The 22,127-nt window shown below is 44.3% G+C and carries 19 protein-coding genes, 2 tRNA genes and 1 riboswitch; of the genes, 10 read left to right on the top strand and 11 right to left on the bottom strand.

Translation table 11 applies throughout. The features are described from left to right. The 3 genes from AOC33_RS05860 to AOC33_RS05850 are packed head-to-tail and all read left to right on the top strand — an operon-like array spanning nucleotide 1 to nucleotide 2,936. Nucleotides 1–957: an HlyD family secretion protein gene (locus AOC33_RS05860; RefSeq protein WP_089515742.1), complete on the top strand. Its 957-nt coding sequence runs from the start codon at nucleotides 1–3 to the stop codon at nucleotides 955–957. Beyond that, a complete protein-coding gene (locus AOC33_RS05855) occupies nucleotides 957–2,360 on the top strand; it encodes a TolC family protein (protein ID WP_089515740.1) in 1,404 nt (467 codons plus the stop codon). The genes AOC33_RS05860 and AOC33_RS05855 overlap by 1 nt, the downstream gene beginning before the upstream one ends. A gap of 36 nt (nucleotides 2,361–2,396) precedes the next feature. Next, a complete protein-coding gene (locus AOC33_RS05850) occupies nucleotides 2,397–2,936 on the top strand; it encodes a hypothetical protein (protein ID WP_143744021.1) in 540 nt (179 codons plus the stop codon). A gap of 123 nt (nucleotides 2,937–3,059) precedes the next feature. Here AOC33_RS05850 and AOC33_RS05845 read toward each other — a convergent pair whose 3' ends face one another. Both AOC33_RS05845 and AOC33_RS05840 read right to left on the bottom strand, forming a co-directional pair. After that, complete coding sequence (locus AOC33_RS05845; RefSeq protein WP_089515736.1) at nucleotides 3,060–3,653, bottom strand: hypothetical protein; 594 nt, start codon at nucleotides 3,651–3,653, stop codon at nucleotides 3,060–3,062. Between the two features lie 143 nt (nucleotides 3,654–3,796). After that, nucleotides 3,797–3,872 (bottom strand) — tRNA-Asn (locus AOC33_RS05840). A 132-nt stretch (nucleotides 3,873–4,004) separates the two neighbouring features. Between AOC33_RS05840 and AOC33_RS05835 the strand changes: the two genes are divergently transcribed. Then, nucleotides 4,005–4,430, top strand: a complete 426-nt coding sequence (locus AOC33_RS05835; RefSeq protein WP_089515734.1) for a GNAT family N-acetyltransferase — start codon at nucleotides 4,005–4,007, stop codon at nucleotides 4,428–4,430. 12 nt (nucleotides 4,431–4,442) lie between these two features. Here AOC33_RS05835 and AOC33_RS05830 read toward each other — a convergent pair whose 3' ends face one another. The 4 genes from AOC33_RS05830 to AOC33_RS05815 form a co-directional block, all read right to left on the bottom strand. Beyond that, on the bottom strand, nucleotides 4,443–6,617 hold the full coding sequence (locus tag AOC33_RS05830; protein ID WP_089515732.1) for a TonB-dependent siderophore receptor: 2,175 nt from the start codon (nucleotides 6,615–6,617) through the stop codon (nucleotides 4,443–4,445). 36 nt (nucleotides 6,618–6,653) lie between these two features. Continuing rightward, a riboswitch (TPP riboswitch) is annotated at nucleotides 6,654–6,751 on the bottom strand. Nucleotides 6,752–6,773: 22 nt separating this feature from the next. Beyond that, a complete protein-coding gene (locus AOC33_RS05825) occupies nucleotides 6,774–7,358 on the bottom strand; it encodes an AAA family ATPase (RefSeq protein WP_089515731.1) in 585 nt (194 codons plus the stop codon). Then, entirely contained in the window at nucleotides 7,355–7,933 is a 579-nt protein-coding gene (pnuC, locus tag AOC33_RS05820; protein ID WP_089515729.1) for a nicotinamide riboside transporter PnuC, read from the bottom strand. The genes AOC33_RS05825 and pnuC overlap by 4 nt, the downstream gene beginning before the upstream one ends. Nucleotides 7,934–7,947: 14 nt before the next feature. Beyond that, on the bottom strand, nucleotides 7,948–8,763 hold the full coding sequence (locus AOC33_RS05815) for an NUDIX hydrolase (protein ID WP_089515728.1): 816 nt from the start codon (nucleotides 8,761–8,763) through the stop codon (nucleotides 7,948–7,950). Between the two features lie 98 nt (nucleotides 8,764–8,861). Between AOC33_RS05815 and AOC33_RS05810 the strand changes: the two genes are divergently transcribed. From AOC33_RS05810 to AOC33_RS05795, 4 genes are all read left to right on the top strand, one after another. Beyond that, nucleotides 8,862–9,302 (top strand): Rieske (2Fe-2S) protein, encoded by a 441-nt coding sequence (locus tag AOC33_RS05810; protein WP_089515727.1) that lies wholly within the window; start codon nucleotides 8,862–8,864, stop codon nucleotides 9,300–9,302. Nucleotides 9,303–9,734: 432 nt separating this feature from the next. Further along, nucleotides 9,735–10,175, top strand: a complete 441-nt coding sequence (locus AOC33_RS05805) for a hypothetical protein (RefSeq protein ID WP_089515725.1) — start codon at nucleotides 9,735–9,737, stop codon at nucleotides 10,173–10,175. A 56-nt stretch (nucleotides 10,176–10,231) separates the two neighbouring features. Then, complete coding sequence (locus tag AOC33_RS05800; RefSeq protein WP_089515723.1) at nucleotides 10,232–12,637, top strand: DUF748 domain-containing protein; 2,406 nt, start codon at nucleotides 10,232–10,234, stop codon at nucleotides 12,635–12,637. A gap of 22 nt (nucleotides 12,638–12,659) precedes the next feature. Further along, the gene (locus AOC33_RS05795; RefSeq protein WP_089515721.1) at nucleotides 12,660–13,973 is read left to right on the top strand and encodes a TAXI family TRAP transporter solute-binding subunit; all 1,314 of its coding nucleotides are present in this window, start codon (nucleotides 12,660–12,662) and stop codon (nucleotides 13,971–13,973) included. Between the two features lies 1 nt (nucleotide 13,974). Here AOC33_RS05795 and AOC33_RS05790 read toward each other — a convergent pair. The 4 genes from AOC33_RS05790 to AOC33_RS05780 all read right to left on the bottom strand — a co-directional run bounded on the left by AOC33_RS05790 (nucleotide 13,975) and on the right by AOC33_RS05780 (nucleotide 16,690). Further along, a tRNA-Arg gene (locus AOC33_RS05790) sits at nucleotides 13,975–14,049 on the bottom strand. 21 nt (nucleotides 14,050–14,070) lie between these two features. Next, entirely contained in the window at nucleotides 14,071–14,205 is a 135-nt protein-coding gene (locus tag AOC33_RS09220) for a hypothetical protein (protein WP_281252756.1), read from the bottom strand. A 17-nt stretch (nucleotides 14,206–14,222) separates the two neighbouring features. Beyond that, nucleotides 14,223–15,473 carry an MFS transporter gene (locus AOC33_RS05785; protein ID WP_089515719.1) on the bottom strand — a complete coding sequence of 417 codons (1,251 nt, stop codon included), beginning with the start codon at nucleotides 15,471–15,473 and terminating at the stop codon, nucleotides 14,223–14,225. After that, the gene (locus AOC33_RS05780) at nucleotides 15,470–16,690 is read right to left on the bottom strand and encodes a CaiB/BaiF CoA transferase family protein (protein WP_089516436.1); all 1,221 of its coding nucleotides are present in this window, start codon (nucleotides 16,688–16,690) and stop codon (nucleotides 15,470–15,472) included. The genes AOC33_RS05785 and AOC33_RS05780 overlap by 4 nt, the downstream gene beginning before the upstream one ends. A 36-nt stretch (nucleotides 16,691–16,726) precedes the next feature. On the opposite strand from AOC33_RS05780, the gene AOC33_RS05775 reads away from it, so the two are divergent. Together AOC33_RS05775 and parC are read left to right on the top strand one after the other, a co-directional pair. Then, the gene (locus AOC33_RS05775) at nucleotides 16,727–18,718 is read left to right on the top strand and encodes a DNA topoisomerase IV subunit B (RefSeq protein WP_089516435.1); all 1,992 of its coding nucleotides are present in this window, start codon (nucleotides 16,727–16,729) and stop codon (nucleotides 18,716–18,718) included. 77 nt (nucleotides 18,719–18,795) lie between these two features. After that, nucleotides 18,796–21,144, top strand: a complete 2,349-nt coding sequence (gene parC, locus AOC33_RS05770) for a DNA topoisomerase IV subunit A (RefSeq protein WP_089516434.1) — start codon at nucleotides 18,796–18,798, stop codon at nucleotides 21,142–21,144. 73 nt (nucleotides 21,145–21,217) lie between these two features. Here parC and AOC33_RS05765 read toward each other — a convergent pair whose 3' ends face one another. After that, nucleotides 21,218–22,114, bottom strand: coding sequence for a LysR family transcriptional regulator (locus tag AOC33_RS05765; RefSeq protein ID WP_089515717.1), 897 nt, complete (start codon nucleotides 22,112–22,114; stop codon nucleotides 21,218–21,220). Nucleotides 22,115–22,127: the final 13 nt, after the last annotated feature.

The following is a 22,127-nucleotide window of genomic DNA, read 5'->3' as shown; positions in this document are numbered from 1 at the left end:
ATGTTAGAAATCATCATCGTTCTTTACGCTTTGGTTGTTTGGTGGGTATTTTTCAAACGCAAACTTTATCCATGGAACAAACGCTCCAAAATCATTGTGTTTGTAACACCAGTTGTATTTGTGTTGATCATGATTTTGCTCATGAACATCTTTGCTCCAAGTAGCTCTGATGTCAGGGTCACCCGCCATGAAATCCCCATCATTCCTCAAGTCAAAGGTCGTGTGATTGAAGTCGGCGTGACTGACAATCAACGTGTTAAGAAGGGCGATGTTCTATTCAAGATCGACCCTGAACCTTATCAAGCTTCAGTCAATGCTTTGAATGCCAAACTCAAACTGGCTAAACAACGGGTAGAAGAAAACCGCGCTTTGGTCAAAACAGGATCAGGTAATCGCTTTGATCTTGAAAAGGCAGAAGCTGATTACGATGAGTTGAAAGAAAAGGCTGACAACTCCTATTGGGAGCTTGAGCAAACCATTGTCCGTGCACCGAACAATGGCACCGTTATTAATGCACAACTGCGCCCAGGCGTTTTCTTGGTGCCAACACCATTGCGTGCTGCGATGAGTTTTCTTGAAGATGACCCACAAGTATTCATGTTGTTCCATCAAAATGAACTTCATCAAATCAAGCCGGGGCATGAAGCAGAGTTTTATGTTCCAACCAATCCTGGCCAAATTTATAAAGCCAAGGTTGAGAATGTGATTTGGGCTCAACGTCAGGGTCAAGTGAATGCCAATGGCGATTTACCTCAAACGGGTGTTAGGCCAGCTGTTCCGAATCGCTTCCCGGTGAAGTTGATTCTTGAAGAGGGCAGTCACACAGAATTAATTGCTGCTGGTGCGATTGGCCATGGCGCTATCTACACAGATAACATGAGCTTTTTACATTTTGTTAGAAAAGTCATGTTGCGCGTTTACAGCAAACTTAACTACATTGTTCCGAAATTGCATTGATGAGATCGATCGATAAAGTCGCCATGAGCAAGTATTTGTTCCTCAGCCTGCTGTTGGCTCTGAGCGCTTGTTCCATTGGTGAGCCGATCAAAAGATCTGAGCTGCTTGATCGTTCATTGCCTGAGCAACAGTTGCCTGCGGAATACAAAGCCAGCAATCATCAAGCAACGAATCAGCAAGCAGCATTTCAAAGCATTGCTTGGGTAGAGTCATTCAACGATCCTGAGTTAATCGAATTGGCTAAGCTGGCGATTCAATCAGCACCTGATTTCAGAATTTATGCAGCACGACTAGACCAAGCAGAAGCGATGATGAAGGCTGTTGGGGGTTCTTTTTATCCTAATGTGGGTATCCAGGGTAAAACCGGTTCTAAATTGGGTCTTGAGGGATCTGGCACGTCTGGTTATTACGTTGGAGCCAACTGGGAAATTGATCTTTGGGGGCGTGTGCGAGCAAGCTATGCAAATGCTGAGCAAAACGCCCGAGCGATTGCGGCTGATCAAGAATCAGCCAAGCTATCGTTCATGGCTAATTTAGCTAAAACATTGTGGTCTGCTCGAGTACTTCACAGGCAAGCCCAAATTGCTAATGAATCAGCTCAGCATCAAGAAAAAATCTTGGAGCACGTGAAGCAACGCGAAAAAATTGGCGCAGCTTCCAAGCAAGACATCCTCAGTGCAGAAATCAATTTTGCACAAGCCAAAGAGCTGGCTTTTAATCTTAAGAACGCCAGTCAACAAAATCTAAAAACCTTGGATGTTTTAGTGGGTCGATACCCCATCGGAACACCGCTAAAAAATCAAAGCTTGCCTAAAGCTCCATCAGTTATCACCCCAGGGGTGCCATCTGATTTGCTTGAGAGACGTCCTGATATTGTGGCTGCGACTGCCAGAGTTGATGCAGCTAGATTTAATGTAAAAGAAGCAGAAGCAACACGCTTACCTAAACTCAGCTTGACTGCGGGCTTTGGCAGAATCAGCAGTGAAGTATTTGTGCTTAAAACCGACTCGTCCAATCCTAGTGCTGGCGTTGGGGTTACTTTGCCCATATTCACTGGCGGCTCCTTGGAGGCAAGAGTTGAGTCAAGGCAAGCTGAGCTTGAGCAAGCTTTTGCCGTGTATGCCAAAGTTGGATTAAACGCCTTCAGAGAAGTGGAATCTGCTTTATCAGGAGAGCAATCTTGGCGTGCGCGCTATGCGGAACTCAATCAAATCTATCAATCGCAACAAAATATTCAAAAAAGCACAGATGCTGAATTTGTCATTGGTCGTATTGATCAGCGCCAAGTTTTACAACAAAAAATAAGAACCAATACTGCTCAATCAAATGAGCAGCAAGGTCAGTTAGAAGTTTTGATGCAACGAATTAATTTGTATTTATCTTTAGGTGGCCCAGCCATTTAAAAGCCACCAATCATTATCAGAAGTCAGGAGTCAAACGTGAGCGCACAATCAACAGAATCAATGTCCCGTTGGGAAAAAATGAAGCATGGCTTTCTTCATGAAACTAAAAAGTTTCTGATTGCCACAAGCTACTTCACGATTTGGTTTTATGCCATTGGCTTGTATAACCAATCGCAAATGTTGCACTTTGGGGTTGATGGCGCGGATAGCATGTTCTCGATTACCGTGGCTCTCATTAAAGCCGCTTTTGTGGGTAAATTCTTGATCACGGTAGAGCTACTCATGCCGATCAAGGTCAATAAAGGCAAACCTATTTTCTGGCCTTTGATTGGTCATTCATTGATCTATGTGGTTTTGGTCATGATCCTACATGCCAATGCCCTAGGTATTGAGGGTTACTTGCTGCATAGCAAGCCATTCTTAGAAGGCTTGTTAGAGTTTGGTCATGCGAAACCTAAAAACTTGATCATGATTGCTTTCATCTACTGGCTCATCATCGTTCATTACTTGACCTACTTCACGGTTCAAAAAGCCGTGGGTGAAAAAGAGTTTAAAGACATCTTTTTGGGTAAGTAATTAGGTCGGTAAAAAAGAAGTTAACAAGAACAATCAATAAAAACAAAAAATGCCTCTGAGATTCAGAGGCATTTTTCATTTCAACAGAAGAAAGCTCAGGAGAACTTTCTAGAACTCAACGAGTTACTTCTTAGGCGTGCTCACCACGGCAGCAACTGCTTCAGCATAAGTCACAAATACTTGGTCCTTGGTAGTGATGCCTTTTAAGAGGGCTGGGTTCTCAACCTTCACATCCACCACATGGCCTTTAGGACCTTTGAGCGACACAATTTGCTTCTTTTGGTCAATCGCCACAACGCTGGCTGTTGTTTTGACAATATTGGTTTTAACCATACCAGGCTTTTTGCCTGCTGGAGCTGTTTGAGTATCTGATGTCACTTCACGACCGCGCACATCATTGTTCTTCGTTTTAACTAATTCAATGGCCACAGCCAATGCATATTGAACATCTAAACGATCGCCAACCTTGATCTGGGCAAAGTTCTTCACCTCTGGACCTGCAACGATATCTAATTCACCTTCTTTACTTTTGAATGTCACGACACGGTTTTTGCCATCAATCTTTGTCACGATGCCGCTATAAATTTGACCAAGTTCACCCGCAGCTGCTCCTGCAACTGGTTTATCAACAGGATAGTCATATTGAGCTATGGCCACTGAAGATAGGCCAAGAATAGAGGCTGTTAATAAGCTTATGCTGATTTTTTGTACGGTCATGGAGTTTCCTAGGTGATTTAGTTGAAATATTCTCTAAATGTAACACCTTCAACCCGCTTTATGAATGGGCTCTATGGCTATTGATTATCAGGGATTAGGGCAAGAAAAAAGCCTCTGAACTTTCATTCAGAGGCTTTCTTATTTGGCTCCTCGACCTGGGCTCGAACCAGGGACCTACGGATTAACAGTCCGGCGCTCTACCGACTGAGCTATCGAGGAATAGACGAAGATTATAGCCTGATTTTTATTAGATGCCAAATTCGCCCTGAGTTTGCTCTAATATGCCTTGAAACATATTGCTTCCAGGGCTTTATCCTATCTATATGATTAACCTATTTATTTTTTACTCTGATGATTAAATTATCGATAACAAGTTGGGCTGAGGCGCAAAGTTTGGTTAAACCTTTGCGTTATGAAGTCTTTGTGGTCGAGCAAAAAGTCCCTGAAGAGATCGAGTGGGATGAGTTTGATGAGGTTGCTTGGCACGCTATTGCCACTGCAGATAATCAAACCGTTGGAACAGGGCGATTAATCGTTACTGGGCACATTGCCAAAATAGGGCGTATGGCTGTTCAATCTTCCAGAAGAAACCAGGGTATAGGTAAAAGTATCTTGAATGCATTAATCCAAGCTGCAAAAGAAAAGGGCGCTCAAGAATGTATCTTGCACGCCCAAACTCATGCGATTGCTTTCTATGCCAAAGAAGACTTTGAGCCTCATGGCCCCATCTTCGATGAGGCCGGCATCCCTCATGTAGAGATGCGGCTCATCCTCTAAAGCTGCTAGAGATTAAAAGTCAAAGGTGGCTGTTGCCCTAAAGATTCTAGGAGTTCCTGGATAAAGAGTATTTGAGCCATAGGTCTGGCTCACATCACGCCAGTAGAACTTATCAAAAAGGTTTTCAACAAAGAGTCTGTAAGTTGCTTTAGATGTACCCACCTTATCGACGTATCTCAGACCTGCATCAAATTTATGATATCCAGGGACACTCAATGACTCATCGAGAGTCACGGGTTTGCTTGAAACATAGGTCCAGCCACCTTGAACGCTCATTTTTTCAACTTGCGGTAGTTGGTAATCAGCAAACATCACAGCTCGCCAGTTTGGAATACCAATCGCTTGTGAGCCATTCATGGCGGCAATGCTGGCACCTTCTTGCTTGGCCTCTAAATACATCGCACTAGAAGTTACGCTGAGGCGTTTAGTTACTTTTTGAGCGTAGGCTAACTCGACGCCAGTATGAACTACTTTACCGTCTTGTTTGATTTCTTCTCGAGCGCCAAAATTATCGAAGTCTCCGATTGCATACTCATTTGCTCGAGTTGCTCTAAATAGTGTTGCGGAAATCATAGAGTCAATCGTTGGGGTATACCTCGTGCCAATTTCAATTTGTTCTGTTTTTCGAGGCTTAAGCGGTTTTGCATTTCTAAAGCTAGTTTCGATTGGCCTTGTTCCGGACTCAACTCCCTCGCTATAACTGATGTAGTTCGTGGTTTTATTGTTTAACTTATAGGTGGCCCCAATGCTTGGTAGCAAATAGTTTTTCTTTAGCTCGCCAAGGGCATTTCCGGAGGTTGAGTATGATTTATCACTTAGTTCAATAAATCTCGTACTCAAGTAGAGGTTTAGCTTGTCATTCAGCTTCATATTGTCTTGGATGAAGAGGCTATTTTGCTGATGATCTAATGTTTTTGTTTGTGGCCCAATAGGTCCAGTATTCGGAAGAACTTGCGAATTCAGGCTATAAATATTGTCTGGAAGATCGGCCGTATAGTAGGCTGCTTGCCCCTGAAAAATATTTCTTTTAAGTATTGAGGCGCCGTACTTTAAATTATGTTCAACTGAACCAACATTAAATTTACTGCTTAACCCTGCTTGTACTTGGTCATTTCTGCGTAGTTCATTTTCACTTCTAAAATCCATCACTGAGAAGTTTCCTTCTGAACTGAAGGTGCCTGTACCGCTAGTGCCATAGGGGTAGGCTTGTCTATCATTGATTTTGACTTCACTGCGACTCAAGTGAAAGAAGATCCTATTATTGTCATTTAACTCATGATCAATCTTTAAGCCGGTATTGAGTGACTTAATTTCAGTGGGTAAAACCCAGCTGTATCGATTTAATTGAATATCAGCAGGTATGCCAGTTGGAACTCTTCTATCGTTACCATCTGCCGCATCTCCCAGCAACATCAAACCAGAAACACCAATTTGGCTTCTATCTTGATATTCAATATCAAATTGAGCCAGAGTTTTGTTGCTTAACTTGGCATCTGCAGCCAAGCTCACGAAATTTCTGGTGCCTTTTGCATTCTTAACAAATGGCTTCATATTTTCATGGGCGGCATTGATGCGTATACCCAATGATTTTTCTTTGTTCAAAAAGGTACCAAAGTCAGCGGCCATATATTCTGTGCCACGCTCACCGGTTCCAACTGTGGCAGACATCACATCTTTGGGTCTTTTTGTCACGAAGTTAACGATGCCGCCTGGTGATGAAGCTCCAGCCTGCATGGCACTCACACCTTTGAGGATTTCAACACGTTCTTTATTTTCAAAAGCAAAGTTTTGTTCACCAGTCAGTGACATACCGTTCATGCGGTAGCTGGTTGCTGGATCTAGAGAGAAGCCTCTGATGGATAAGTTTTCGTAATAACCCAAGGTGGCGTAATAATCGCCCACCGAGGCATCAGTTCTTACAGCTTCAGAAATAAGTTTGACTTGTCGGTCATCCAATAAATCTCTGCTGATCACTGAAATAGACGCAGGCGCATCTTTCAATTCAACTTCTTCAGTACCACCAGGTCCACCAATCATGGCACCTTTTGCAACATAACCAGTGCCTTTTTCACCAGTCACCACCACCGGTGACAACAGCGTCTCAGATTGTGCAAATGTTTGTGAGTTGATACAAAAGAGCAGGGCGCATGCGCCTGCAATGTGGTTCAGTTTTGGCGTATAAGCCATCGTCAGTACTCCTTATATAAACGATGGCGAGTTGGGGATGCGATTTGGACGCTTCCCTGCGCTCGCATTATCGAGATCAGGTTCAACGGGTATTTCTCACCCACATCAAAGATGCAGGACCCCGAGCTAATATCTAAAACAACTAGATGTCTGTAATTATATGGATTTTTGAGCTTTGCGCTTCTCTAATAAAGCCCTGACAATGTCTTGGGTCTTTTGTAACCTCAGACCTGGATCTCCAAAGGCTGATTGGTAGGGTATTTGAAGCTCTTCTAAGCGGGCCTTGACCCTGAAATGAACTTTTGTCTGTGCTACAGGGCCATCGCGTTGCAGACCGTCTTCTTGCCATGGAAAATCTATTTGGGTAAAGATCGTCAAATCATAGTCATGGGCTTGAGCCAGCTTAATTAGCTCAGGATTCGTGCCCCCAAAAACTACCTCACTATAGATACAAGTCATTAGGGGGGTGGTGTCGCAAAAAAGTAACACAAACTCTGGGTTGCTGTGCTGCTTGATCAGGTCATTGGCAAGGGTGCGCTCTAAAGATTGCTGCTGCTGTGCAATACCTACTTGCTCATCTGGTCTTGGGGTTCTATTTTCTTGATCGACAAATAATCTTAAGTATTCTGGAACATAGGCGCTGGGATACTCTTTGGAAAAAGCATCAGCCAAACTTTGTGCCAAGCTTGTTTTGCCACTGCACTCAGCGCCGACGATGGCGATTCTTAAAATATCACTCATATACCTTGCTCAAGTTGCTTGATCTTTTTGGACCACTGCAACCAGCCAAGCCCTGCTAGGACAATCAAAAGACCATACAGGAGGGCGGTCAAATGTAAATCTTTATAAATGTATAAAACAATATAAAGACTATTCACAAAAATCCATACCAACCAATTCTCCAACCACTTTTGCGCACTCATATAGGTGGCCAATAAGCTACCCGCCGTTAAAAATGCATCGATGAGTGGTACATCTGAGCTGGTGTGGTTCACCAACAGATAATGAATGATCAAAAACAAACCTGACCAGCAAAGACTGCCAATCAAAGGCCAACTGCGGGGCATTTTCTTAAATGAACTGCTTGAGCTGTTGCTCGCTCCCTCAGTCTGAGTACTTTTTGACCAAGTCTTCCAGGCATAAATGGCCAAAAGAATAAAAACACCCTGTAGCCATGCATCACCAAACAATTTGGCATCTTGAAAAACCCAGGCGTAGGCGGCAGAACTGGCAATCATCAAAGGCCAGGTCAAAATATGACCATAGGCATTGAGAGCCACACATATTAGAGACAGCGTAAAAGCGATGATCTCCATGGTTTCTTGGAAACTTAAGATTTTCTTAAAAGAAAATCAGCAGCCACTGCGGCTGCATCGGGCGTTAAAGCACCTTCTAAAATCAGATCAGCTGCTTGTGCGTATGGAACTCTCATAAAACCTGACACTTCACCATCATTGTTCTTCGGTGAAAAATCATCAGGCAATAACAAGTCATAGGTATACAAGCTTTCATCATGCAAGCCTTTGGGTTCTACCACGCGGCGCACATGGATGTGGCCTACTGGTTCAGCCAGGCGAGCTATCTCAGTTGGAACACCGGCTTCTTCCCACAACTCACGGGTCACGCATTGCTGCAAGGTTTCATCGGCACTGATGCCCCCAGCTGCTAAGTTATCCAACATATTGGGATCAGTCGCTTTACTGCTGCTGCGCATGCCTAAAAACATCTCTTGATGAGCGGTGTAACCATTGATATGGCATGCCCGACTATGAAAACCCAGCGATCTAAAGATGGCACGTTCCATTCTGAAACGCTCATGGCCATGATCATCTAGCCAAGAGAAGGATTCATTGCGCCACCCAGGTGCCAAGCCTTGTTTCTTTAAAAACTCCGCCAAATCTTGCAGTTCTTGACTCAATAAATAAGGAGCCAGATTCTCTAAATGCAAATGCTCGCCAAAAAGGGCTAAAGCAGGGGTCTCGGTACTGTCGATATAAGACTTGATGCTGGCGATATAGTCAGGCTGGATATAGCCAATCATTTGGCCACGGAAACGAATGCCAAGCCAATCAGCTGGCGCTGGTCTTAGCGCAGTCTCTAAAAGCTCTTCTAAAGCTGCCTTGGTAGTTGCTGAAATTGATGACATGTCTACAATATTTCTTAATATTATTAGATTATCTGCTAAAGCAAGCAATCCAGCTGAAATTAAGCACTAATTAACCACTATTTTCTGAAAGCCCTTACATGTCCTCTTCTGAACAGACCAACACCCCTAACGATGACTTTGAGCCGCTGATTCAGGCAGGTCATCGCATCTGTTCCAGTGATCGCATCCAAGACCAAGAAGAGGGATTTCGTTTCATGGTCCGTACTTCAGAGATTGCCAGCATGGTTGGATCGATTGACCACCGCGTTGATGAAACATTGCCCGCTTTTGTGATTCGTTTTGATGGTCAGGCACACGCTTATCTGAATCGGTGCGCACATGTGGCGATGGAACTTGATTGGCAACCAGGACAATTCTTCACAAATGACAAAACAGCCATCATTTGTGCATCACATGATGCTCAATATTTACCTGACACAGGTGAATGCATTTCTGGGCCATGCCCACATGGATCACGCTTGATTAAATTAAAAATTGAAGAAAAGTCTGGCGAGATTTTTCTTTGTCAAGCAAATTAATAAAACTTTTTTTGTAAACAACGGACAAAAATAGTTCACTCATCAAGTACATGATCCATTGCTGCCTAATTTTTAAGCAAGCCAGCTCCACCATTATCAAATAAGGACTTTTTCAAATTTGCGATCAAGTAGTCCACATAAACTGTGGATAAGTCATGGAAATTTTATTTGAAAAATAAATTTTTTCACCTATTGACATTGATCGCCAAAATTATTTTTGAGTAGAAATTTGAAGTAAAAAATTGTGAAGCTGGTTTTAATCTGATGGAGGAAAATTTAGCTAGCACACTTTAAAATTCTTTCAAATATTTCATAAATTCAATCCGAAAGAAGTCCTGATATGAATTTTCATAATCAAATCAAGCAATGATTCCAGTGACTGGGTGTATTCTTATCTTTATTGAAAAAATATGTCATTGAGGAAGGCTTGCCATGAATAAATTACTCATCAGCTCTATCATTACCATCACTTTAGGATTAAGTGCATGTGGCACAACTCAATTATCCAATGCTGATGGTGAAACAGTTCAGGATATCCAGTCAAAATTGTTGGGAGAGATGCCAATGCCTGGCGGCGCACGCATCAATAATGAAAATTCCTTGATTTTGGGCAGTGGCGACGGTTGGGCTGGTCGTGTGGCGATCACTTCAGCGCAAAATGCGAACGAAACTTTCACATTTTTTAGGGATCAATTCCAAAAAGCAGGCTGGACCTTGGTTTCCTCAACCAAATCAAAAAACAGTATCTTGGTTTTCATTAAAAAAGATAGAACTGCGACCATTGAAATTGATGAAGGTGGATTTGGTGGAAAAGCCAATGTGATGTTGACGGTGGCGCCAAGGAGTACGGTGATTCCTCCAGTCAATAAATAAGAACTAAGTATCAAAACATTCATCCCAAAGACGTCAAGTCAATTTATGATTGGGGCATGAAACATCAAAAGTTACTTCTTCAGATTGGGGCAATTTTCATTGCCTCGATTTTGGCTTTTTGGATCGGCTTGGTAGTTTTTTTACCTGGAATGGTAAAAAAATCTGTTCATCACTATGGTCAAAGCATTGGTCATCACATCAGCTACGAAAGCATCGATGTTTCTCCATGGAATCTCAAAGTTGATATTCATGGTCTAAAGCTCTCTAAAGAGTCAGAAGATAAAAATCCACTCCTCCATATTCAGCATTTGAGCGTTAATGCTGAGCTGATTCATCTCTTGATTGCTCGTGTGCACCTATCAGAAGTGACGATTGACCAAGCTCAAATTTTCTTGCTGCGCACATCCAATAAACAGGGTGTTGCTCAATGGAACTTTCTTGAGCTGATCAAGTCTATTCAGGCTTTAAAGAAATCCGATGCCAAGCCATCGAACCTAAAAATTGAGATTGACCAGTTTCAATTGAAAAATAGTCAAATTTCCATCAAAGACAGCATCAAAAAAACAGATTACGTGTTCAAGGATGTTGAATTCCAAGCCAAAGAATTTGCCAACTATGCGCCAACCGGTGTGCAGGGAGTTCAAAGTGACTACCTCTTGAACTTAAAGAATGTGGATTTGGCCATACCAGGTTCAGCCAACCGCCTCAAACTTTCAAGTCTGGGGGTGGGAGGGCATTTAGACATGATTGCTCAAGAAAAAATTGATCTAAAAATCAATTTGAGTGTCGAAGATTCAAAACTGACCAGTACGCTCAGCTATGACTTAAAAAAAGCAGATCTTGATGGCAGTGTTTCATTCAAAGATCTTCCGTTGGCCCCTTTCGTTGCTTTATTGCCAGCCAATGAAAAGCTGGTCACAGAAAAAGGCTCGGTCAGTGCAGAACTAAAACTTAAAACCAACCCCCGTGGTTGGGCTATCTTAGGTGACCTGGATTTTGCTGAATTGGCCATTTATGAGCCTAAAGAAAAAGACCCATTGCTCAGCTGGAAAAAAGCCTATTTCTCGAAATTTGAACTCGATTTTTTAGAAAAAGAGCAAAAAAGATTCAGCATCCAAGAATTGGTCTTAACTCAGCCGTTGGCCAGGTTCTCGATTGGCGAGGATAAATTCAGTAACTTCCGCCGCTTGTTCATGAAAAATCAAGCAGTGACATCCCCAGCACCTGCAACAAAAACTCCAAGTACACCAGCAGTCCTCAAGGTTGCAGGCAAACCAGCTTTTGAGGTAGACATCAAGGCCATCAAAGTCAATCAAGGCAGGATGTATTTCTCAGACGCATCCATCAGGCCTGGCTTTAAAACCAATATCAACAATCTCAATGGCTCATTATTGGGTGTCAGCAATGTGCCTGGGCAATACGCTACCATCGCTTTGGATGGCGCGGTTGATAAAAGCGGTAGTTTGCGTGCCAGGGGTCAAGCTGCTTTTGAAGATCCAAGAAGAAACTCAGACGTCTCTTTGAGCTTTAAGAACTTGCCACTTCATAGCATCAATCCATATGCGATGACCTTTGCTGGTTATCAAATCGACGATGGTCGCATCGATGTGGATCTGCGCTACACAGCTAAAGATGGTCAACTGCTGGGTAAAAATCGTTTTGTGATCCGTAAAATTAAATTGGGTGAAGAGGTCCCTGACTTTAAAGGCGTGAGGTTGCCCATTGGTTTGGCCATTGCTGTGCTAGAGGACTCAGATGGCATGATTGATGTCAACATTCCGATTAAAGGCAATGTTGATTCACCAGAATTTAGTGTCGGGCATCTTTTCTGGCAAGCCTTGCGCAATGTCTTATCGAGTATCGTCACAGCACCGTTCAGGGCCTTGGCATCTTTATTTGGTGAAGAGGGCTTGGATGGTATTTACACCGCCCCTGGTGAAAGCGTGATCACTCCTCCGGAGCAAGAAAAATTAGAAAAAGTGGCCAAACTGCTTGAGAAAAAAGCCAATGCAGTTGTTGAGTTTTATGGCACTTACGATCCGCAAATCGATCGCCAAGAATTGGCCCGAGTCAATGCGGATCGCGCCATTCTATTGGCGGCTGGGTTCAAGTTAAAAGACACTGAACCTTTGCCCAATCCAAGTTTGTCTGATCCGCGCGTTCAAAGTGGTCTCAAGTCTGCGTATGGGTCTCAAGTGGGGCGCATTAAATTAGCTCAACAATTAATTAGATTGCCAAATACACCAGAACGCTGGGAAACCCTGCGCAAAGAATTGATTCAAGCCCAAAACATCAATGAAGCTCGCTTGATTGCTTTAGCCAATGCCCGTGCAAATAATGCGCGAGATGCTTTCTTAAAGAGCTCACCTGAAATGAAAGATCGAGTCAGAGTGGGTAAAGCACAAGAAGTTAAGGCTGAAGATGCGGGTATTCCTTTGGGTATTTCATTGATCAGTAAATAATTCGATTTAAATCTTAAACATCATGAAAAAACAATTCCAACAAATCACCCAGCGCATGATTGAGCCACCGATGCTTTATCTGCTCCCGGTTTTGATTATTCTCTTCTTGGGTTTGTTGATTTGGTTTTTAGTGCCAACCCCACCTAAAAAAATCGTGATGACCACTGGCGCTGAAAACGGTCTGTATTACCGTTTTGGACAACAGTTAGCCAAAGAGCTTGCTAAAGAAAGAATTACTTTAGAAGTTTTACCCTCCGCCGGCAGTTTAGAAAACATTGAGCGCTTGAATCAGCCTAATACAAAGATTCATGTCGGAATCTTGCAAGGTGGCGTTGGTCAAGTATCTGAAAATCCCAACATCTCAGCTCTAGCATCTGTCTTTGATGAGCAAGTTTGGTTCTTTTATCGCAAGACTGCTTTTAAAGACCCTCTGACAAAAATAACGCAACTAGAAAATAAATCACTGTCTATTGGCATGCCGGGTAGTGGCACACGCGACTTAGGGTTGAAGCTGCTAGAGCTCAATCAAATGGATGTGAAGTCAGAAAAACCAACCATTAAGCTCAAAGAGTTCATGGCCTCACAAAGTCTCAAAGCATTGAATGCCAATGAGCTAGATGCAGTGATGTTGGTCAGTGGCCCACAGGCACCGATTATTTTGGAATATCTGCGCAACCCAAATTTGGCTGTGATGAGTTTTGAGCAAGCCGATGCTTATACCGTGCGTCTACCATTCTTGAAAAAAGTCACGGTGCCACGAGGTGTGATCAACTTGGCTGAGGATCTTCCCAGAAAAGACATCTCGATTCTGGCTGCACCAGCAGCTTTGGCTGTCAGTGAAGACATTCATCCCGCCTTGATCACGCCTTTGATGAGAGCCATGGATTCAACCATCAGTCAATTGGGTCTTTTGCAAAAAGAAAATGACTATCCCTCAGAAAATGGCTTTGCTTGGCCTCACAACGATGATGCCAAGCATTTCCTAAAAAACGGAGCCTCTTTCTTGCACCGTCACTTACCGTTTTGGAGTGTGGTTTGGGTTGAGAGAGCGATTCGCATCATCTTGCCCTTATTAGCAATCTTGATCCCTTTATTTAATTTTTTACCCAAGCTGATTGCAATGGGTGTCGACGCGAAGACTTCTGCGGTTTATAAAAAATTGCGAGTCCTTGAATTGGCGGTAGCGGCCAACCCTAAAAAACCATGGCAAGAGGAATGGCAGACGCTTCAAACGCAAGCGTTGGCCATGAGAGTGCCTAAAAAATATGCTGTAAAGGTTTATGAATTGCGGATGTATTTGCAGATGGTCAAGGATAGATTGACACAAACAACTTGATTGGTCCCGCCAACAGGAATCGAACCTGTGTCTACCGCTTAGGAGGCAGTTGTACTATCCACTGTACTATGGCGAGAACTAAAAACAGGGCGCTAGCTTACCACCCGCAGAGGGTGAGTAAGGTATTTGCGACGTCGACCATCATCTCAGGTCTTAAGTAGGTAGCAAATACCAAAGCCAATAATGCCAAGACCAATACTTTGATCACAATGGGTCGTTGAAAAAATGACATCATCTCAATCTTGCTCATCAGATAGCGGCGGCAGAGCCCTGTGGAGCTCTCAGCAATTCTTTTTCTTTGATGGGAAGGTTCACAAGAGCAGCAAGAACACTCAAACCAATCGCAATGATCCAAACAATGTTGTAAGAGCCCGTGATGTCAAATAAATAGCCACCTAAATAAGCACCCAAAAAGCTACCAATTTGATGTGAGAAAAATGCGAAGCCAGACAGCATGGATAAATACTTCACGCCAAAAATATGAGCCACGATGCCATTGGTGAGCGGTACAGTTGAGAGCCACAAGAAGCCCATAAAGGCAGCAAATAGATAGACAGTGAATGGGGTTAGGGGCAAAAGAATAAATCCTGCGATCACAATGGCTCTTGCCCCATATATAAAAGCCAATAAAAGATGTTTAGGCAATTTTTGGCCCAACTTGCCTGCGTAGTAAGTCCCAAAAATATTGAATAAGCCCACAAGTGCTAAAGCAATCGTAGCTACTTCAGGATGGCCTACATTGGGATAAGTCACAGACATATCTTTGAGGTAAGGGGCCAAGTGCGCTCCAATAAAAACAACTTGAAAGCCACAAACAAAAAAACCAAAGATCAATAATTGAAAGCTGCGTTGACCAAAGGCTTCCTTGATGGCATGAATGATGGTTTGGTCACTGCTAGTTTGTGCTGGCTGGTAATTCTTTTCTCGCAGAATCAAGCTCAAGGGCACCATGAAGCTGGTGATGATAGCCAAAATAAACAAAGCGTTTTGAATGCCAAAATGAGTGAGTAATTCTTGCTCAACTGGAATCATGAAGAATTGACCAAAAGAACCCATTGCTGCTGCCATACCCATGGCCCAGACCCGTTTTTCAGGTGAACAGTTACGGCCAATCACGCCATACACAACGCTGTAGGTGGTGCAGGCCAAAGCCAAACCTATGACCACGCCAGTGCTCATCACAAAACCAAAGCTGCTGGTTGATAAGCCTGATCCAACCAGCCCCAGTGTGAATAAAACACCGCCTAAGATCATCACCTTATAGCCACCAAAGCGATCAGCTAAACCTCCAAAGACAGGTTGGGACATACCCCAGACCAGGTTTTGGAGTGCAATGGCAAGAGCAAAAATTTCTCTGCCCCAACCATTGGCTTGAGTGATTGGTAAATTGAATAAACCAAAGCCATGGCGGATACCTACGGCCAGCGACACAACCAAGCCTCCCACAAGTATTACTTTGGTGAGGCTCAGGTCTGCGGTCTTAGTTGTTGCGATGCTCACACAACACCTTTATTTTTCAGCGCTTGTATATCTGCATCACTCATTTGTAGACGTTCTTTCAGAATCTCGTCAGTGTGTTCACCCAACAGAGGTGGCGGTCGTTTTTCAACCACAGGTGTTTCACTCATGTGCATGGGGCTGCGCACTAAATTAACTTTGCCAGCTTTGGGGTGTGGCATTTCCATCTTGATGCCTCTTGCAATCACTTGCTCGTTCTCAAACACTTCTTGGAAGTTATTGATCGGACCACAGGGTACGCCAGCTTGTTCTAATGCATCAATCCAATCTTTTTTGGTTTTCTTTGCTACCATCGCACTCAAGATCGGCACCAAAGTATCGCGATGTCGCACGCGTTCTGGATTGGTCGCAAAACGCGGATCATCAGCCAACTCTTCTTGACCACCGGCTTTTACAAAATGACGGTACTGACCATCATTCCCACAAGCCACAATGATCCAACCATCAGATGATTTGAAGGTTTGATAGGGCACGATATTCGGGCTGGCATTACCCCAGCTCTTGGGAGCCACACCGCTGGCCAAATAATTACTCGCCACATTGGCCATGGTTGCCACTTGAACATCCAGTAAGGCCAAATCAATGTATTGACCCACGCCCGTGCGATCTCGGTGCACCACAGCCGCCAAAATGGCAGAAGTGGCATACATCCCAGTAAAAATATCTGTGATGGCCACGCCGGCCTTTTGAGGGCCGCCACCGGGTAAATCTTCTTTTTCACCGGTGACACTCATAAAACCACCCATGCCTTGCACGATGAAGTCATAACCAGCGCGGTGGGCATAAGGCCCTGTTTGACCAAAACCCGTTATAGAACAATATATTAGATCTTTTTTAAGGCTTTTGAGACTTTCATAATCCAGGCCATATTTCTTTAATTGGCCCACTTTGTAGTTCTCAATCACCACATCGGTCTCTAAAACCAGTTTTTTGATGATTTCTTGACCTTCTGGGGTCGAAATATCCAAAGTAATCGATCTTTTATTGCGATTAATGGCCAAATAATAGGCTGCTTCTGAAGTATCTTGACCATCAGAATCTTTCAAAAAAGGAGGGCCCCATTGACGGGTATCATCCCCTGCTTTTGGCCTCTCAACCTTGATTACATCAGCTCCCAGGTCTGCCAGGTTCTGCCCACACCAGGGGCCTGCCAGGACTCGACTGAGGTCTAAAACGCGAAGGTGATTAAGTGCTCCCATGGAAGTCATTTTCGCATGTGGATACAATTCTTCGCCATGGCAACTAAAAAAACAGATCAATACAGCGAATCGTCGATCAAAGTTCTTAAAGGACTTGAACCGGTCAAACAGCGTCCAGGTATGTATACCCGGACTGATAATCCATTGCACATGATCCAAGAGGTGATTGATAACGCCTCGGATGAAGCCCTGGGCGGTCATGGTCATCACATCGTGGTCACCATGCACACCGATGGCAGCGTGAGTGTTGAAGATGATGGTCGAGGCATTCCGGTGGGCATGCACCCAGAAGAAAAACGTCCCGTCGTTGAATTGGTGTTCACACAGCTTCACGCTGGCGGTAAGTTTGAAAAAGGCTCTGGCGGAGCCTACGCTTTCTCAGGCGGCTTGCACGGTGTGGGTGTTTCTGTCACCAATGCATTATCAAAGCGCATGGAAGTGACGGTTTGGCGCGACAAACAAATTTCAACCTTGGCTTTTGAACATGGCTTTGTGGTTGAGGCGCTTAAAACAAAAATTGCACCGATGGGCGATCGCCCCAACGGTACCCGTGTCAGAGCATGGCCAGATGGTAAATACTTTGACAGCGCGCAGATCCCGATGGCTGAGTTGCAACGATTGCTGCGCTCAAAGGCTGTTTTATTGCCTGGCGTTAAAGTCACTCTCATTCAAGAGAAGGGTGGCGAGCCACAAACTTGGTTGTACACCCAAGGATTAAAAGGCTACTTGGATGAAGCCATGGCACAAAGTGGCCACAGTCCAGTGGTTATTCCAGCATTTGATGGCGAACACTTCGCTGATCCTAATCGTGCGGGTGAAGATTCATTTGCTGAAGGTGAAGGCGCAAGTTGGGTGGTGGCCTGGACCGAAGAAGGTGCTCCAGTTCGCGAAAGCTATGTGAACTTGATTCCAACTCCTGCTGGCGGAACGCACGAAAGTGGTTTGCGCGATGGCTTATTCAATGCTGTGAAAAGCTTCATTGATATTCATGCTTTGCAACCGAAAGGCGTCAAATTGATGCCTGAAGACGTCTTTGCACGAGCTTCTTTTGTTTTATCTGCCAAAGTATTGGATCCGCAGTTCCAAGGGCAGATCAAAGAACGTTTGAATTCTCGTGATGCCGTGCGTTTGGTTTCTGGATTTGTTAAATCTGCTTTAGATCTGTGGTTGAACCAACACGTTGATTACGGCAGAAAATTAGCTGAGCTCGTGATCAAACAAGCTCAAGCAAGAACGCGTGCTGGTCAAAAAGTTGAAAAGAAAAAATCATCAGGTGTTGCAGTTCTGCCAGGTAAGTTGACTGACTGCGAGAGCGAAGACATCGCGATGAATGAAATCTTCTTGGTTGAGGGTGATTCTGCTGGTGGTTCAGCGAAAATGGGCCGCAATAAAGAATACCAAGCGATTTTGCCGTTACGCGGTAAAGTTTTGAACACGTGGGAAGCAGAGCGCGATCGCTTGTTTGCCAACAACGAAGTTCATGACATTGCTGTTGCGATTGGGGTGGATCCTCACGGCAACAATGATGACCCAGATATGAGCAATTTACGTTACGGCAAGATTTGTATCTTGTCAGATGCGGACGTAGACGGCGCACATATTCAGGTCTTGTTGCTCACCTTGTTCTACAAACACTTCCCGAAACTCATGGAACGTGGCCATGTGTACATTGCACGCCCACCTTTATTCCGTGTGGATGCTCCGGCACGCGGCAAAAAGCCAGCGCAAAAACTATATGCCTTGGATGAAGGTGAATTAAAAGCGATTGAAGATAAATTGCGCAAAGAAGGTTTGCGTGAGGGCAGTTGGCAGATCAGCCGCTTCAAAGGTTTGGGTGAGATGAACGCTGAACAGCTTTGGGATACAACACTCAATCCTGATACCCGTCGTTTATTGCCAGTCACTGAAGGTGCCTTGGGTGAAGTTGAAACAGTTAAAACCATGGACATGTTGATGGGCAAATCTGAATCAGGTGCTCGCAAAACATGGCTTGAAGAACGCGGCAATGAAGTTGAAGCAGACATTTAAGTCTTAAGAATTAAGAAAAATACCGAATGAGTAAAAAGAAAAACAATCCGAATCAAGAACCAGATTTATTCGCTGACATGGGCGATGAATCTGATACCGATGCTAAGGCTGTAGCGACTGCTCCAAGAGTGGTGCCGAACACGGCTGATGTTGATTCATTGACACTGGCAACCTACGCCGAGCGTGCTTATCTTGACTACGCTATCAGTGTGGTGAAGGGCCGTGCTTTGCCAGAAGTGGCCGATGGTCAAAAACCTGTTCAGCGCCGTATTTTGTTCGCAATGAATGAAATGAATCTGCGCGCTGATGCAAAACCAGTGAAGAGCGCCCGTGTGGTTGGTGACGTATTGGGTAAATTCCATCCGCACGGTGACCAATCTGCCTATGACGCCTTGGTGCGTTTGGCACAAGATTTCTCATTGCGCTATCCATTGATCGATGGCCAAGGTAACTTTGGTTCACGAGACGGCGATGGTGCTGCGGCGATGCGATATACCGAAGCTCGCTTAACTAAGATTGCTAGTTTGCTTTTAGATGAGATCGATGAGGGCACGGTTGATTTCATTCCGAACTACGATGGTTCGATGCAAGAACCTCGTTTGTTGCCAGCAAGATTGCCTTTTGTTCTTTTGAATGGTGCTTCAGGTATTGCTGTGGGTATGGCCACAGAAGTGCCATCGCACAACTTAAAAGAAGTCGCTAGTGCAGCCATTGCACTCATGAAGAATCCAAAAATCTCTCATGAAGAATTGATGTCATACGTACCAGGCCCAGATTTCCCGGGTGGTGCGCAGATCATTTCTTCTCATGCAGAAATTTCACAAATCTATCAAACAGGTCGTGGTAGCTTAAAAGTCAGAGCCCGTTGGGTGATTGAAGACATGGCTCGTGGCCAATGGAAATTGGTTGTGACAGAAATGCCACCGGGCACTTCAACACAAAAAGTTCTTCAAGAAATTGAAGAGCTCACCAACCCGAAAGTTAAAGTTGGTAAGAAAACCTTAACGCCTGAACAAAATAATCTCAAACAAACCATCTTGAGTTTATTAGATTCTGTGCGTGATGAATCAAGCAAAGACGCTGCGGTTCGTTTGGTGTTTGAGCCAAAAACCAAAAACATCGATGTGAATGAATTCGTCACAACCTTGTTGGCTCATACCTCACTTGAGTCCAATGCACCGATCAACTTGGTGATGATTGGCAATGATGGTCGCCCACGTCAAAAAGGACTTGGCGAGATTCTGAGTGAATGGATCGAGTTCCGTGTTGCAACAGTAACCCGCAGAACTCAGCATCGCTTGACCAAGGTCAATGACCGCATTCATATCCTAGAAGGACGTCAATTAGTTCTTCTCAACATTGATAAAGTCATCAAAATCATTCGTGGCAGTGATGAGCCTAAAGCTGATTTGATGACAGCGTTCAAACTCTCTGAGCGTCAAGCCGAAGATATCTTAGAAATTCGCTTGCGTCAGTTAGCAAGACTAGAAGCCATCAAGATTGAACAAGAGCTCAAAGAACTCAATACTGAAAAAGAAGACTTAGAAAGCATCTTGGGCAGCGATAGCAATATGCGCAAGCGCATTGTCAAAGAAATCGAAGCTGATATGAAAACCTTCGGTGATGAGCGTCGCACCATGATCCAGGAAGAGAAGAAAGCAATTGCTGAAACCAAGGTCATCGATGAGCCAGTCACTGTGATTGTTTCTCAGCGTGGATGGGTCAGAGCTCGTCAAGGGCATGAGCATGATCCACAGCAATTCAGCTTCAAAGCGGGCGATGGTATGTATGCCACCTTTGAATGTCGTACTACCGACGTGGTTCTTGGTTTTGGCAGCAATGGTCGCGTTTACACCGTGCCAGTTTCCGATTTGCCTGGAGCCAGAGGTGATGGCTCTCCATTAACCGGTTTTGTGAACTTGGCAGCCGGCACTCAGATGGTGGCTTACTACGCAGGACACAATGACGACTTGCTCTTGTTGTCGATGAAATCAGGCAATGGTTTCTTGGCGAACGTGGCTGATATGACAACGCGTAACAAGGCGGGTAAATCATTTGTGGGTGTCGATGCTAAATTCGCACCAGGTGATGCGCCATTGGCCCCAGCCAAAGTTCAAGAAGGCATGAAGCAAGTGGCTTGCTTGTCTGAAAACGGACGACTCTTGGTCTTCTCATTGGATGATTTGAAGCGTTTGCCAACAGGTGGCAAGGGTGTGATCTTGATGGATCTGGATAAAGCTGAGCGTCTTCAGTCTGCGATTGCAGTAGGCTCATCAGGTGCTGTTATTTCCGGTCTTGGTAGAGCAGGTAAGCCAACAGAAGCTGCATTGGATGCGAAGACTTTGAAGTCCTTCACAGCCAATCGTGCTCGAAAGGGTCATGCATTAGAGCCTAAACTCAAAGATGCAAAGTTGACTGCGCAATAAACAAGCCAGTTTCAAATTTGGTAGGTGAGAGTTTTAGTGAGAGTCTTAGTAAGTTCGAACTCTAAAGCTCTCACTATCTCCAAGCCTTGGCTTGATCTGATAAATGTTTTTTGAAGATGCTGGCAATCGGTGACAATTTTTTGCCTTTGGGTCTCACGATGTGCCAACTGGTTTCAATCGGAAAGTCTGCGCAACGCAAAATGGCAACTTCCTTTTGAGTACTTGCTTCACTCAGTGAATACTTTGATAAAACTGCCAATCCCAAGCCACCAATCACAGCTTCTTTGATCGCTTCATTGCTGCCAAGCTCTAGTCTCACATCTGGTTTGAACTTCAACTTCTTGAAGTGAGCATCAATGGCCATTCTGGTGCCAGAACCTTTTTCTCGAAAAATAAATTGCTCGTCTTTTAAGCTGGCAATATCGATCATCTTTTTCTTAGCCATTGGAGAATTTTTTGGCGCGACTAAGACCAAGGGATTGGGCATGAAGATTTCATCTTCAATATCCAAGTTCAGCGGTGGTTGAGACATGATGTAAAGATCATCTAAGTTTTCTTCTAAGCGCTTCACCACGCCATCACGATTCAAGACCTCTAAAGAAATATCCAGGTCTGGGTATTTGGCACAAAACGTTCCCAATAATCTTGGGATGAAATATTTGGCAGTGCTGACCACCGCCACTTTGAGTTTTCCTCTGGTGAAACCCTTTAAGCCATCTGCTTGTTGTTCAAAGTTTTCCCATTCACCCACAATGGCTCTGGCACATCTGGCCAATTCATGGCCCATTTCGGTCAAATAGACCTTTCTAGAGACAACTTCATACAAAGGCAGGCCCACGGCTTCCGTGATTTCCTTTAACTGCATCGAGGCAGTGGGTTGGGTCACATGAAGAACCCTGGCGGCAGAGCTGACACTGCCTGTGTCTGCAAGCGCTAAGAAAAGGCGCAATTGTCTGAAGGTGATGTTCATGGGTATTCGCTCA

The sequence above is a fragment of the Polynucleobacter cosmopolitanus genome (assembly GCF_002224225.1).
GTDB classification, from domain to species: domain Bacteria; phylum Pseudomonadota; class Gammaproteobacteria; order Burkholderiales; family Burkholderiaceae; genus Polynucleobacter; species Polynucleobacter cosmopolitanus.
Note: the sequence above shows the minus strand (reverse complement) of the source record. Positions and strands in the feature narration are given on the sequence as shown.

Excerpts from the sequence above, each read along its gene's own strand:
- AOC33_RS05825 (WP_089515731.1), bottom strand. The coding sequence starts at position 7,358 with ATGAGTGATATTTTAAGAATCGCCATCGTCGGCGCTGAGTGCAGTGGC.
- parC (WP_089516434.1), top strand. The coding sequence starts at position 18,796 with ATGGGCGATGAATCTGATACCGATGCTAAGGCTGTAGCGACTGCTCCA.
- AOC33_RS05855 (WP_089515740.1), top strand. The coding sequence starts at position 957 with ATGAGATCGATCGATAAAGTCGCCATGAGCAAGTATTTGTTCCTCAGC.
- AOC33_RS05815 (WP_089515728.1), bottom strand. The coding sequence starts at position 8,763 with ATGTCATCAATTTCAGCAACTACCAAGGCAGCTTTAGAAGAGCTTTTA.
- AOC33_RS05835 (WP_089515734.1), top strand. The coding sequence starts at position 4,005 with ATGATTAAATTATCGATAACAAGTTGGGCTGAGGCGCAAAGTTTGGTT.
- AOC33_RS05780 (WP_089516436.1), bottom strand. The coding sequence starts at position 16,690 with ATGGGAGCACTTAATCACCTTCGCGTTTTAGACCTCAGTCGAGTCCTG.
- AOC33_RS05800 (WP_089515723.1), top strand. The coding sequence starts at position 10,232 with ATGAAACATCAAAAGTTACTTCTTCAGATTGGGGCAATTTTCATTGCC.
- AOC33_RS05860 (WP_089515742.1), top strand. The coding sequence starts at position 1 with ATGTTAGAAATCATCATCGTTCTTTACGCTTTGGTTGTTTGGTGGGTA.
- pnuC (WP_089515729.1), bottom strand. The coding sequence starts at position 7,933 with ATGGAGATCATCGCTTTTACGCTGTCTCTAATATGTGTGGCTCTCAAT.
- AOC33_RS05805 (WP_089515725.1), top strand. The coding sequence starts at position 9,735 with ATGAATAAATTACTCATCAGCTCTATCATTACCATCACTTTAGGATTA.
- AOC33_RS05830 (WP_089515732.1), bottom strand. The coding sequence starts at position 6,617 with ATGGCTTATACGCCAAAACTGAACCACATTGCAGGCGCATGCGCCCTG.
- AOC33_RS09220 (WP_281252756.1), bottom strand. The coding sequence starts at position 14,205 with ATGTCATTTTTTCAACGACCCATTGTGATCAAAGTATTGGTCTTGGCA.
- AOC33_RS05845 (WP_089515736.1), bottom strand. The coding sequence starts at position 3,653 with ATGACCGTACAAAAAATCAGCATAAGCTTATTAACAGCCTCTATTCTT.
- AOC33_RS05810 (WP_089515727.1), top strand. The coding sequence starts at position 8,862 with ATGTCCTCTTCTGAACAGACCAACACCCCTAACGATGACTTTGAGCCG.
- AOC33_RS05765 (WP_089515717.1), bottom strand. The coding sequence starts at position 22,114 with ATGAACATCACCTTCAGACAATTGCGCCTTTTCTTAGCGCTTGCAGAC.
- AOC33_RS05795 (WP_089515721.1), top strand. The coding sequence starts at position 12,660 with ATGAAAAAACAATTCCAACAAATCACCCAGCGCATGATTGAGCCACCG.
- AOC33_RS05775 (WP_089516435.1), top strand. The coding sequence starts at position 16,727 with ATGGCAACTAAAAAAACAGATCAATACAGCGAATCGTCGATCAAAGTT.